We start from the raw sequence: 13,000 nt of genomic DNA on the forward strand, positions 1-13,000 counted from the left end.
TTGTCATCTAAAAAGGAACTTTTCAAATATATCCTTTGGAGATTAACTCTATTGCCAATTATGCTTTGGATCATTTCAAGCTTAGTTTTTATATTGTTGAGAATTGCACCAGGAGATCCTGTTGATGCAATTCTCGGAACACGAGCTAATGAATTTGCAAGGGAAAGCCTAAGAATTAAACTTGGGTTAGATCAACCTCTAAGTAATCAATATATTGAATATTTAAATCAATTAATTCATGGGAATTTAGGAATCTCTTTAAACACACAAGAACCTGTAAAAGTAATTATTTCCAAGGCTCTTCCAGCAAGTTTGGAGTTAGCTTTATTTTCAATATTAATAGCATCACTAGTAGGTTATTTAATTGGTTTTTCAGGGGCACTTAAACCAGAAGGAAAAATAGATTTTTTGGGAAGGATTTTTGGGATTGGGACCTATGCACTACCACCTTTTTGGGCCGCAATGCTAGTTCAAATTATATTCGCTGTTTTGCTAGGTTGGTTACCCATTGGAGGAAGATTACCTCCTGGAGTTATTCCTCCTCCAACAGTTACTGGTTTCTTACTTTTAGATAGTGTTTTAGACAAAAACATTGAAATTCTTTTTAGTTCTATTAAACATTTAATATTACCTTCAGTCACTCTAGGGATATTATTAAGCGGAATATTCAGCAGATCGTTAAGATTAAATCTAGAGGAGGTTTTTAAAAAAGATTATATTGAGGCCGCCAAAAGTAGAGGTATAAATTACAAAAAAATATTAATTAAGCATGCTTTACCAAATACACTACTACCAATGCTGACAATTACTGGATTAACAGTTTCTTCATTAATTGGCGGAGCACTTTTAATTGAAATAACATTCTCATGGCCAGGAATTGCTCTTGGACTACAAGAGGCTATTAACCAAAGAGATTACTCTGTTGTGCAAGGAATAGTTATTATAATATCTAGCCTCGTTGTTATGATAAGTGTTGTAATAGATATCGCTATTGCATATATTGATCCAAGAGTTAGCTATTAAATCTTGAGAAGTTTTTCAATTATATTACTATCCAAAATATGAAACTTAAGCTCGCCTTTAGTTAAATTAGTATTCGAAGGAATTGATTTATTATCTTCTAATTTTTCTAAGAAGCTGATTATTTCAAAAGCTAATAAGCTTTGTACAGAAAGAGGATGATAGCCCACGATTGATTCTCCAAGATTAAATAAGTCCTTACCTTTAGACTGATACATTTGACCTTCTACTCTAATTGGTGAAAAATGACTAGCTCCCTCAATCAAAAGGACTCTGCTTAATGGGTTTGAACTTAAAGAAAGCAATAATCCTAATTGCTCACTAATAGAAGGTGTAACTAAATCAAAAGTTCCTCCAGTAAGGAAAAGAGGGATATTTATTTGATTATCTAAATTTTCTTGCCACAAAAAGCTCCCAAAACTATTCATACCAACAATAGCTGAAAGATTTTCTATACGTTTTCTTTCTGACAAAGTAATATCTATTAGTTGGCATTGTAAAAGTGAAGATAGGTTAGTAAGAGAAAGATTATCTAATACCTTCTGACATCTATTCTCAAGCTGACCATCTATTTTTACTCCTGAAGACAAAACAGCTGTAAGAGCTCCTAACGAATGTCCCATCAAGACAACATTCTCTGGAGAGATATCAATATCTCCTGATTTTTTGGCCTTAATGATACTATCTAAATCATTTAAACGTTCAGGAATAACTTCAGCACCAGGCAGAGGAAGTCTTCCTTTTACCAAGGCTTCTAATGCTTGTGAGTCACTACCTGGATGTTCAAGAACAACAACAGGCCAACCATTGTGACTAAGACTTCTTGCAAGCCAATTAAAATGATTACGATCTCCTCCCAAGCCTGGCATTAAAAGAACCCAGTTTTTTCTAGTTTTGTTCCTTGAAGAAGGATTCCAAACTTCTAAAATCAAAGGCTCATTTCGATGAAAAACAGTTAAAGAAATCAATTCATATTCACTTTCTTTTATTTCAAGAGGTAAAAAATTAATTTCTTCTCTTTTAACTGATAACTCATTAATTGAGACCAAATCAGATATGAGTTTTTGTTGTTTATTTAATTCATTTCTCCAATTATTAGCTACTTCAATCCACCCATCCAAATCAATATGAATTGCTTTAACAGATAGTGAATTTAAAAGATCCAAAGTTGTCACCTCATCCTTTTCATTTAAAAGGTTTTCCAAAGTATCGAGAACACCTTCGCCAGAGCTGTCTTCATCCATAAGAATTAGATCACTTACTTCATCAAGCAATTTCCGACCTGACCAACTTCTCAAAATTTGTCTTGCCATACTTTTATCTCTTACCAAAGGTGTATTTAAAAACCTTGCCAAACCGTTCCTTTCCTTAAAGCCAAGTAAATTAAGCCAGCTTGCTAATTCTGAATTTTTCTCCTCTGCACCATTACTCCAATCAATCAATTCTTTTATCGATATTGGAATAGACATTCCATCGAAATGAATTTCAAATCTCTCTGCTGCGTGAACTTTTGGATAAAAACAATGAGGAGCTATTAAGCTTCCAACTGCTCCAAGAACAACTAATTTTTTAATGAATGAATTTGTTCTCAACTTCTAGTCTTAGAAATTATTGGGAGAGATTCCCTATATCTCTAAGGTTAATCATAAAGGCTCGTTTATGGACAGCAATAGGAGCAGGAGGGGTATTGTATTTAAGCCCAATAATTTTCAATAGTTTAGGTTTTACAGCAGAGCAAATTGGTAGCGGAATAAGTGCAGCGGCATTTTCTGGAATAACCACAAGATTAGGGACAGGGTATTTACTTGACAAAAAATTTGGATATAGAAATGCAATTAAAGTTGCATGTTTAATTGCAATTTTATCTGATTTCATATTTTTTTATTCGCAAAATTATTTAGCATACCTTTGTGGTCAATTTTTTTTAGGAGGTGCGGCTGGAATTTATTGGCCTTCTGCAGAATTAGCAATTCCATTAAATTGCAATAGCAAAATCAAATCAAGTGAAGGTTATTCACTTGCAAGAAGTGCTGACGCTATTGGTGTCACGATAGGGGTCTTGCTAGGTACTTTAGGAACGTACTGTGAATACACACGGATAATATATTTAATAGATATTTTATGCATGTTCTATATATTAAATATTATATTAAACAAGCTTAGCATAAATAAAACCGGACCAGAATTAAAGCTCAGAGAAGATATAACATTAAAGTGCAAAGAACCTAAAAAAAAATCTAATCTAAAATGGGCAATAAAGTTATCTCCTTTATTATTAATAACTCTATTTGTTACAGGAGTAATGAGTTTATTACAAAGTATTCTACCATTAGATTTAGCGAAGGGCGGTATAATAAGGCCACCATTTATAGAGCAAAGAGTAGCTACTTTACTAACAATTAAACTTATTTTACTTGCAATCTCTCAATGGCCAGTAGGTTATATTTTAAGAAATAAAAATTCACCTTTTAAATTCAAATTGTGCCTGATATCAATACTCATAGGTTGTATTCTTTTATCTCTTTCCACTTTCTTGGTTGACGGATATCTATTAATACTTATAGCTTTCATACCTCTAACATTTTCTCTATGCATATTCCTGCCATCTGCTTCAGATGCAATTATAAAATCTTCACCAATTAAATATCGGGGTTCTGCCATAGCTTTATATTCTCAATGTTTTGGAATTAGTTCATTAACAGTTCCATGGATGGCTGGTAAATTAATCGACTACTTTGATACAGGATTTCAATTATGGTTAATTGTTAGTCTCATTTGTATATCTTTATTGCCTATTTGTAAGAATATCAAATAAGAATAACTAATCGTTTTAAATAATTAAATCTCTATTCATTTCGTCAATTCTTAATTCCCTTAGATATAAAAAGAGAGGAGCTGAGAAGGCAAATGCGATTATAAATGTTGTTAATATAACAATCCACAGATTTTTCATCTCTAGTCTCTTTGATTCTGAAATTATCCAAACGAATACAGCCGATGAGCCTATAAAAAGATCTCTCGATAAAGACTGGGAAGCTGGATTATTATTAGCTAGCTCTATAAATAATTGAATATCAAAAGCAGGTCCGTAGCTTTTTACAAATTCAATATTTGCAAGTGTAGGCAAAACAGCTCCTAATATAGCCAAAAATAAATAAACCCATTTCAACCATTTAATCTGTCTTATCATAGATAGTTTTTTATTTAATAAGAAACAATCTATCAGAAAAATTATAAAGTTTGTCTATTTTATGAATAAAAAAATATCATAGTTTTAACTATGGATCTAAGTAACTATATTAGAGATAACATAGTTACTTAAGAATGAAGATTGATGCACCTAAAGAAATACTTAGCCTTCCTAAACTAAAGTTAGCTGTAATCGGTCATGTTGAATGGGTAACATTCTTAAAGGTTGATCAGCTTCCATTGGCGGGACAAATTTCGCATGCGACAGATTACTTTGAAGATGCAGCAGGGGGTGCGGCAGTAGCAGCAGTTCAAATGGCAAGATTGATAAATGGACCTGTTGACTTAATCACATCATTAGGCAAAGACAATTATGGTGAAAAATGTTACGAAAGACTCACTCAACTTGGTTTGAATTTAAAAGTAGCTTGGCGTAGAAAACCAACAAGAAAAGGTATTAGTTTTATTAGTAAAGATGGAGAAAGGGCAATTACTGTTATCGGAGAGAGATTACAGCCAATCGCTTCTGACAATCTTCCTTGGAGTGATATGAAAAATTACGATGGTATTTTTGTTACCGCAACCGATGAAAAAGGGCTAAGGCTTGCAAGGAAAGCTAAATTCCTCTCTGCCACTCCGCGAACAGGGGAACAAACCCTCAAGATTTCAAAAGTAAAAATCAACGCATTGATTGGTAGCGGGCTTGATCCTGGTGAAAAAATAAATTTTGAAGAACTTCAACCCAAGCCTGATCTATACATTTCAACAGAGGGCAAATCAGGTGGAACAATTTTCCCTGAAAATATTAGATACAAATCCATTAAGCCTAATTCTAAAGAAATAGACACCTATGGATGCGGGGACTGCTTCGCAGGAGCTGTTTCTACTGCTCTATCAGCCAAACTAAATTTAGAGCAGGCTATTAATATAGGTGCTTATTGCGGAGCTGAATGCTCAACCCATTTCGGACCGTATTAAAATGGAAAAGCAACAGAATAAAAATCCAAACCCTAATAAAAATTCAATTACTAATAATTTTATTATTCTAATATTTTCGATTGTTTTTCTTTTTATTGAATCAATAATAATAATTATCAGTTTCTTTAAAAAAGGTATTTTAAAAAAAGAAATTCTTTCAAAAAGAACGGATCTAGGATTCGACTTGATAATAAAGGAGAAATAAAGACGACTCAATTTAATAATTTGCAATTAACTAGCTTTATTTATAAAAGTTGCTTTAATTAAGGAAGATTATAATTATCCATAGTGAAATTAATCCCAATATTTTTAATAATATTATTTTTATATATATTATTAATTTTAAATAAGAGGAAGAAATTTTCTAACAGAAAAAGTTTAATGGAAAGATTCAAGAAAAGGTTCAAAAATATAAATGTTCGTCGAAAAAGAATAACTGAAGAATTTACAAATTCTCTTTTAAATGACCCTTGTAAAAATATACCTTTAGGGACGTGGTATTCAGAGGCTGAGTTAAGAGAAAAGGCAGATATTCATAGATCTAGATTAAGTAAATATGGTAAATCAAAAATAAATGGCGAGATGCTATTTGTTGGACCAAAAGGAGGTATTTATAAAATAAATGCTGATGGAAAGAAAAAATATGTGTAAATCTTAAAAGACAAAAAACAATCATAAAAAAACATCTAATTTTTGCTAAAATTAGAATAATTGTTCGTCAAGTAAAAATTGAATTTATATCTAACAGTCTCATTTGGAGAGCTAGAGCTATCTAACCTAATTTTTTGGAGCCTTGTTGGTATTACATTTTTATTTATCATATCTTTTGTTTTATCGACAATTCCTCTTACTAAAAATATAAAAGATACAAAAAATATTTCTTCAAAAAAATAAAATTCAAGCAGCCTCCTTGTATTCTGAAAAATCTCTATTAGCCCAATGTATTCTTTTTATAGATAGATTAGCAATTGAAATGTTTTCACCTTCTTCTTTCATAGATATTAAATTTTTATCATCTAGAAGTTGATCTTGAATTCCATTTGAAGACATTCTAGAGTTGGAGATCTTTAAACGATAGTTACGAGCAAGATTTTCAATTGAGAAACCTTTTGCTTTAGATCGATGTGGCCAAAAATTCTTCACGATAAATTGAATATCTTTTCTTAAGAAAACTAATAAAAGAAAAATTGCAACTAATTCTATTTTTTTATAACAAATCTTTTTTGAACTATTCCCAAAATCAAGCAGCTGGCATAGCAGGTTTATATGATTCTTTATCTCCTACACATTCAAGACTTTCTCTGGTAGAAACGCCGGTAGTTGGATTAACACCGTCGGCGATTTTACAAAGATTTCTCTGATCTTCACTATCAAGAATTGCAAATGTGAAATCAGCTCCTTCAATTCGAGCACCAGCAAAGCTGCTTCCGGAGGCGATCATGTTTATCAAAACAGCATTTCTTAGATCTGTTTTCTGAAAATTAACCCTATCCGAAAGAGTATCAGTAAGGTCTATCCCGTTGAGATTTGAACCTTTGAGATCAGACAAAGTTAACGTTGTTCCATGAAGATCGACATCACTGAAATCAGCATCTCTTGCCATAGCACCAGCTATTGAAGAAAGATGTAAGTCTTCTCCGTGAAAATTAAAGCCAGTGATATCAGATCGAACGTAGCTTGGGACTTCGTCCCCCTCCCCCTTTACTGCCACATTGGCACCAGCAAATACTGGATTTACACCATAAAAAATGATTACTAAGCTCAACACATATTTAATAATTTTTGAAAAAAGAAGATCAAAATTCATGAGCAAAGATAACAATTCACCTAATAATGCAATTATCTCTCTTATCAAAGAAATTTATATGCATTGATAAGACAATTTAATGTAAGAGGAAATATATAATGATTGCTATAAAAGAGGTCTTCCGGAGATAAATTCATGCATTACTGGGTTCATCCAATAGAAACCTACGAATAGCATGACAAATACATTAAAAAATATCAAAGCTCCACCTAGTAAAAAAGTCTGATCAGTAGATGGATTGTCTTTTGCAGTTCCTTGAACAATGGCTTGAAAATTCTGATTCATTTTTCGCAATAAGACCAAACTAAGTTACTGGAAAATCAAAATTATTGAGGCTCTAACAGAAGAATTAACGAAATCTTTCTATTTTTTTAAGGTTTCACAACTGTCTTTACTTTGAACTTTTAATGAGGGGGCTTTAGATCATCCTAGATTTTTTTGAATCAATATTCCATTCGAGTATTAGTATCTGATAAAAACTCTTTAATCATGCCATTCATTCAAATCAACACTTCCTCCAAAAGTGTTGTAAAAAATGATGATTTGCTCCAAAAAGATATTTCAAAAATGATTGCTGATCTAACCAGAAAGCCTGAAAATTACGTAATGACAATGATTCAAAGAGATAATAAAATGACTTTTGCTGGAACTGATGATCCATGCTGTTTTATCAAGGTTAAATCAATTGGCTCACTAAACCCTTCCTCAATGAGTAAGTCTTTGTGCGATTTGATTGCATCTAAAACAAATATAGATACGAACAGAATATATATTGAATTTATCGACGTTAAAGCCTCAAATTGGGGATTTAATGGCTCAACTTTTGGATAATGAAATTATCATCTTGAATAATTAAAAATGAACATATTTTCATAAAAAACCTCCCTATTAATAAAATAAAAAGATTTGGTAATCCCTTTCAGCACATAACTTTTCTATTGAAGAATGAAAAGTTATTTTCAATCTATATTTAACCCATAGTCCATAAATAGACTCAACAACTTTATCTGATAAGGGCAATTTTGTTGAGCATAAATCCAACCTAAACCAATCAAACTATATGCCTCTTGAATAACCTTAATATCCTTGATTACAGAAGCATCACTTTTTAAAGCATGAATTCTATCCATCGCTTGTTTATAAGTAATTCCGTATTTAATATCTAAAGAAAAATCAGAACAATTAATATCAATAAAACTTAGATATCCCTTATGATTTCTTGATTGCAAGAAATCAACCTCTCTTTTACAAAAGGTGCACCCTCCATCAAAAAAAAATAGTTAGCTTGACAATATTCATAAAAAAATTAGACCCTCATAAAAGCTTGTATTCAAGAAGTGAAGGCTATCTTCGTTGTTCAATGTAAATAAACACTTGATAGCAACACAATAACGAGCGATCTTAATGATATCTAACTGTTAAAAAAAAATGGGTGCACTATTTATTTTCATATTAATCTCGGTATTAATAGTTTCCGCCTTACTTTTCTTTAACAAAGGGGAAAAAGCTCAAGAGATTAAAAGCATTCTCAAAGATATATATGAAAATTTCAAAGAACTCTTCTCAAATTTTAAAAAGCTTTTTTTGATAGTTAAAGAGATCATTCAAGCAAAATTAGATCAAGAACCAACTCAACTGAAAGATGAATCAACCCTGTCAAAAACTGAAGTATCTTCTGAACCTGAAGTAACTACTGAACCCGAAGCTATCTCTAAACCTGAAGTAACTACTGAACCTGAAGCTATCTCTAAACCTGAAGTAACTACTGAACCTGAAGCTATCTCTAAACCTGAAGTAACTACTGAACCTGAAGCTATCTCTGAACCTGAAGTAACTACTGAACCTGAAGCTATCTCTAAACCTGAAGTAACTACTGAACCTGAAGCTATCTCTGAACCTGAAGTAACTAATGAACCTGAAGCTATCTCTGAACCTGAAATTCTCCCAACTAGAGAATTTGAAACACCCTCTGAAGATTCCAATGATGACAAAAATATTGATATAAAAACAGAGTAATTTTTAATTAAATATTTTTCCCAATAAAAAGCCTCATCATATTTTGATGAGGCTTTTTATTGAAATTTGAGTTTGAATCTACTAACTCTCAGTTGTTGCTAGAGAAGCTACTGATCCAACAACACGACGGAAATCAAAGCCCATAGCTCTAAGAGCATGCCATATATGACCTTGAATAAAGAAGAATCCAAAGTAATAGTGAACATTTGACAATGCGGCTCTAGTTGTATGGCCTAAAAACGCAGTGCTATCTGATACATCTCCTGTGTCTACCCAATAAGGAGAAATTCCAAATTTCAGAGCTAAAGGCTCTCCATACCAATCAATTGGATAAACAGTTGTATTTTGTGCACACCAGAATGCAGCAACAATTGCCATCCAGCCAATACCAGCAAGAGACCATGAAAGAACTGCTTCTGCTGAAAGCAATCCTTTCCCTTTGAATTCGGTGTATTCACCTAGTTGTTTTGTAGCTATGTGCCATGCACCACCACTTATTTGAACGAATGCTAGGAATGCATGTCCGCTCATTACTTCTTCAAGGCTGTCAATGGTTAGGAAGTCGAACTGATGCCCGTAAACCATTCCAAAATCGCCATATCCAGGGAAGATTGTTCTAATTTCTCCTATGGCTGGGTCATAAATTCCATGCCATCTTGCCCACTCAACGAACCAAATATTTGCAACACCAAAGAAAATTAAATGATGTCCAAGAATGAATGTCAAATTATCTGGGTTATCCCATTCTAATTTGAATTTCTTTGTGGTAGGGACAGGACCATCTTTCAAGTCCGGATCAAATAAGAGTGAATGAGCTAATCCAGCAGTTCCATATACTGCTGAAAAAATCAAATGGAAAATAGCAATTGTTGCGACACCAGCTCCTGTCCATACTCCAGCTTCATCAAAGCCAATTCCAAGAGAAGCTAAATGAGCAAGAAATATGGAACTTTGATGTCCCATTGGTATTTCTGGGTTGTAGCGCGCAAGCTCCCAAAGAGTGCTTCCACCTGCTGCGAAGCAAATAAGACCTGTATGGCCTATATGTGACCCTATGAATCGACCTGCGCGATTGGTCACCACAGAATTACCAACCCACCACCCGTAGGTGACGTCTGGATTTCCGTAGGTCTGCATAATTAAGGAATTAAAGTCGAAATTTTGGATACCATACACTTATTGGAATTGTTTTTACCAGAATAGTTAGAGGTCTTTATAGGTATCTGTCTTTTTTTACAAAAAAAACACTTTTTTCAGAAAAAAAACAAAAAAATACCTCCCTTTTGGGAGGTATTTTTTTAGTTCTAAATTAAATTTATCTTGGTGCTCTTCCGTTGAAACCTGCTCCTTCAACTCTAACAGTTGCTCCCTGACTATTACCAATAGCATCAGCAACTTTCTTGAAGTCAAATCCTAAAGCACGAAGAGCATGCCAAAAATGACCCTGCAAGAAGAAGAAACCAAAATAATAGTGAACATTTACTAGAGCTGCTCTGGTTGAGTGACCAAAGAAAGCTGTGGAATCTGAAAGGTCTCCAGTATCAACCCAATAAGGTGCTACAGAGAACTGTAATTTTAATGGCTCACCAAACCACTCTGTTGGATATACGGTTGTATTAGTTGCAGCCCAGAAAGCAGCCACAATTGCCATCCAACCAATACCCGCAAGAGACCATGAAAGAACTGCTTCGGCTGAGAGTAATTCAGCTCCTTTAAATTTACTCCATTCTCCAAGTCTCTTGTTTTCCCACTGAGTTGAACCAGCAACCATATGAATAGTTGCCCCAGTCAATTCAGCAAAAGCGAGGAAAGCATGTCCACCCATAACATCTTCAAGACTATCAATTTCAATGAAATCGAACTGTCGATTCCAAATCATTGTCAAGTCAAGGTTGTAGTTAACCTGACGAACTGCTCCTATCGCAGGATCATATATGCCATGTATCCTTGCCCATTCAACAAACCAAATACATGCCACACCAAAGAAAAACAAATGGTGACCAAGAATAAAAGTTTGATTATCGGGGTTTTCCCATTCAAGTTTGAATTTTCTAGCGCGAGGCACTTCACTTTCTTCAACGTCAGCCTCGAAATAGACTGCATGCAAGAGAGCTCCTCCTCCATAAACCATTGACAAGACCAAATGAACAATAGCTATTGCAGCTACTCCTACACCTGTCCATGCTCCTGCCTCATTGAAACCTATTCCAATTGAAGCCAAATGAGCCAAGAATAGTGAGCTCTGATGACCCATTGGGATCTCAGGGTTGTAGCGGGCAAGCTCCCAAAGTGTGCTTCCACCAGCCGCAAATGCGATTAAGCCTGTATGCCCTATATGGGAGGCTATAAATCGGCCTGAGCGGTTGGTGACCACAGAATTACCAGCCCACCAATCATAGGTAACATCTGGATTTCCATAGCTCTGCATAATTTTTTAAGCGATACAGGCGAAATATGCGTGCAGATTACACGCTGCTGAAATGATATGTGCAAAATAGTTAGAGGTCGTTATTTAGTTTGACTATTTTTGCCCATTTAAATAATTCAAACGATTTATTAGAAGCTGAGATATCAACTCGAGGAGATAGTCAAAATCTTCCAAAGTCTAGTTATAGCTTAATTTAAAGACGTAAAATCCTCGAATAATCATTCAAAAAAGCTCAATCTAGAAGATCTATCAATATTTAAAAAAAATTCAACGTTGTAAACCGAATAATTTTTTTTTAATCAATCAAAATCAAAAGATAAAAATTTGCAAAAAAAAAGAGGAGATAAATCTCCTCTTTAAAAACATTTTGTTTTTTAATCAATAAAGCTGAGCTGGAAGAGGCTCTTTAAGAACTTTCTTAAAGTCAAATCCCATAGCCCTTAAAGCATGCCATAGATGACCTTGAAGGAAGAAAAATCCAAAGTAATAATGAACATTGGCAAGAGCGGCCCTAGTTGTATGACCGAAGAAAGCAGGACCTCCTGAAAGATCAACACTATCAATCCAATAAGGAGCAATACCGAACTTCAAGATCAAAGCTTCTCCGTACCAAGCCTCAGGATAAACTGTTGTGTTCTGAGCACACCAGAAAGCAGCAACTACGGCCATCCAGCCAATACCTGCACAAGAGAATGAAAGAATTGATTCTGCCGAGAGAAGACCAGCTCCTTTGAATTTGGTGTATTCACCAACTTGCTTGGTTGCGATATGAAATGCTCCACCTGTTATCTCGACGAATGCTAGAAATGCATGACCGCCTAGAACATCTTCAAGGCTATCGATAGCCAAGAAATCAAATTGATGGTTCCAAATATTGGTCAAGTTAAGGTTGTACTCGACTTGTCGAACAGCTCCTATTGCAGGATCGTAAATTCCATGGATTCTTGCCCATTCAACGAACCAAATACATGCAACACCAAAGAAAAGTAAATGGTGACCAAGTATAAAAGTCTGATTATCTGGATTGTCCCACTCAAGTTTGAACTTTCTAGCTTGAGGTACCTCTGAATCTTGCATATCGCCAACGAATAGCACTGAGTGCAATAATCCACCGGCTCCATAAACCATAGAGAGAACCAAATGTACGATGGCAATAGAGGCAACTCCTGCGCCTGTCCAAGCACCAGCCTCATCAAAGCCGATACCAATAGAAGCTAAATGAGCAAGAAAGATAGAACTCTGATGTCCCATTGGGATCTCAGGATTGTATCTTGCTAGTTCCCAAAGGGTGCTTCCACCTGCTGCAAAAGCTATTAGCCCAGTATGAGCTATGTGTGCAGCAATGAATTTACCTGATTTGTTTGTAACCCCAGCATTTCCAGCCCACCAACCATAGGTGACATCCGGGTTTCCGTAGGTCTGCATGATTTAAGATTTTTGGCGTAATACGGTGAGCACACCTTACAGGTAGCTGAATTCAAAAACTACCAATAGTTATAAGGCGTATAAAGAAGTAGTAAAGTTTTTTTTCTTCAAATTGGCTCAACCCCCAACTAAACTAG

At 34.5% G+C, this 13,000-nt stretch carries 15 protein-coding genes; 6 read left to right on the forward strand and 9 right to left on the reverse strand.

Translation table 11 applies throughout. The features are described from left to right. Window positions 1-1,023 carry an ABC transporter permease gene (locus SIB53_RS00265; RefSeq protein ID WP_413678254.1) on the forward strand — a complete coding sequence of 341 codons (1,023 nt, stop codon included), beginning with the start codon at window positions 1-3 and terminating at the stop codon, window positions 1,021-1,023. Here the strand turns inward: SIB53_RS00265 and SIB53_RS00270 are convergent. Next, window positions 1,020-2,612, reverse strand: coding sequence for an alpha/beta hydrolase (locus SIB53_RS00270; RefSeq protein WP_413678255.1), 1,593 nt, complete (start codon window positions 2,610-2,612; stop codon window positions 1,020-1,022). The two genes, SIB53_RS00265 and SIB53_RS00270, sit on opposite strands and share 4 nt — an antisense overlap. Between SIB53_RS00270 and SIB53_RS00275 the strand changes: the two genes are divergently transcribed. Next, complete coding sequence (locus tag SIB53_RS00275) at window positions 2,597-3,835, forward strand: MFS transporter (protein ID WP_413678256.1); 1,239 nt, start codon at window positions 2,597-2,599, stop codon at window positions 3,833-3,835. The genes SIB53_RS00270 and SIB53_RS00275 overlap by 16 nt on opposite strands. Before the next feature lie 15 nt (window positions 3,836-3,850). Here SIB53_RS00275 and SIB53_RS00280 read toward each other — a convergent pair whose 3' ends face one another. Continuing rightward, the gene (locus SIB53_RS00280; RefSeq protein WP_413678257.1) at window positions 3,851-4,210 is read right to left on the reverse strand and encodes a DUF2834 domain-containing protein; all 360 of its coding nucleotides are present in this window, start codon (window positions 4,208-4,210) and stop codon (window positions 3,851-3,853) included. Window positions 4,211-4,344: 134 nt separating this feature from the next. Between SIB53_RS00280 and SIB53_RS00285 the strand changes: the two genes are divergently transcribed. After that, entirely contained in the window at window positions 4,345-5,187 is an 843-nt protein-coding gene (locus tag SIB53_RS00285) for a PfkB family carbohydrate kinase (protein WP_413678258.1), read from the forward strand. A gap of 288 nt (window positions 5,188-5,475) precedes the next feature. Further along, window positions 5,476-5,838, forward strand: coding sequence for a hypothetical protein (locus tag SIB53_RS00290; RefSeq protein WP_413678259.1), 363 nt, complete (start codon window positions 5,476-5,478; stop codon window positions 5,836-5,838). Window positions 5,839-6,084: 246 nt separating this feature from the next. Here SIB53_RS00290 and SIB53_RS00295 read toward each other — a convergent pair whose 3' ends face one another. The 3 genes from SIB53_RS00295 to SIB53_RS00305 form a co-directional block, all read right to left on the reverse strand. Beyond that, window positions 6,085-6,330: a hypothetical protein gene (locus SIB53_RS00295; RefSeq protein WP_413678260.1), complete on the reverse strand. Its 246-nt coding sequence runs from the start codon at window positions 6,328-6,330 to the stop codon at window positions 6,085-6,087. Window positions 6,331-6,427: 97 nt separating this feature from the next. Beyond that, window positions 6,428-6,994, reverse strand: a complete 567-nt coding sequence (locus tag SIB53_RS00300; RefSeq protein WP_413678261.1) for a pentapeptide repeat-containing protein — start codon at window positions 6,992-6,994, stop codon at window positions 6,428-6,430. Window positions 6,995-7,099: 105 nt separating this feature from the next. Next, on the reverse strand, window positions 7,100-7,279 hold the full coding sequence (locus SIB53_RS00305; protein ID WP_413678262.1) for a hypothetical protein: 180 nt from the start codon (window positions 7,277-7,279) through the stop codon (window positions 7,100-7,102). A gap of 204 nt (window positions 7,280-7,483) precedes the next feature. On the opposite strand from SIB53_RS00305, the gene SIB53_RS00310 reads away from it, so the two are divergent. Continuing rightward, window positions 7,484-7,825: a phenylpyruvate tautomerase MIF-related protein gene (locus SIB53_RS00310; RefSeq protein WP_413678263.1), complete on the forward strand. Its 342-nt coding sequence runs from the start codon at window positions 7,484-7,486 to the stop codon at window positions 7,823-7,825. Window positions 7,826-7,953: 128 nt separating this feature from the next. Here the strand turns inward: SIB53_RS00310 and SIB53_RS00315 are convergent, their stop codons facing one another. Next, window positions 7,954-8,223, reverse strand: a complete 270-nt coding sequence (locus SIB53_RS00315) for a DCC1-like thiol-disulfide oxidoreductase family protein (protein ID WP_413678264.1) — start codon at window positions 8,221-8,223, stop codon at window positions 7,954-7,956. A 199-nt stretch (window positions 8,224-8,422) separates the two neighbouring features. Between SIB53_RS00315 and SIB53_RS00320 the strand changes: the two genes are divergently transcribed. Continuing rightward, complete coding sequence (locus tag SIB53_RS00320; RefSeq protein ID WP_413678265.1) at window positions 8,423-9,010, forward strand: hypothetical protein; 588 nt, start codon at window positions 8,423-8,425, stop codon at window positions 9,008-9,010. 81 nt (window positions 9,011-9,091) lie between these two features. On the opposite strand, the gene SIB53_RS00325 is transcribed toward SIB53_RS00320, so the two are convergent. From SIB53_RS00325 to SIB53_RS00335, 3 genes are all read right to left on the reverse strand, one after another. Beyond that, entirely contained in the window at window positions 9,092-10,147 is a 1,056-nt protein-coding gene (locus SIB53_RS00325) for a chlorophyll a/b binding light-harvesting protein (protein ID WP_413678266.1), read from the reverse strand. A gap of 178 nt (window positions 10,148-10,325) precedes the next feature. Further along, window positions 10,326-11,438 (reverse strand): chlorophyll a/b binding light-harvesting protein, encoded by a 1,113-nt coding sequence (locus tag SIB53_RS00330; protein WP_413678267.1) that lies wholly within the window; start codon window positions 11,436-11,438, stop codon window positions 10,326-10,328. 378 nt (window positions 11,439-11,816) lie between these two features. Then, window positions 11,817-12,863, reverse strand: coding sequence for a chlorophyll a/b binding light-harvesting protein (locus SIB53_RS00335; RefSeq protein ID WP_269610937.1), 1,047 nt, complete (start codon window positions 12,861-12,863; stop codon window positions 11,817-11,819). Between the last annotated feature and the right edge of the window lie 137 nt (window positions 12,864-13,000).

This window comes from Prochlorococcus sp. MIT 0916 (genome assembly GCF_047305155.1).
Lineage (GTDB): Bacteria > Cyanobacteriota > Cyanobacteriia > PCC-6307 > Cyanobiaceae > Prochlorococcus_B.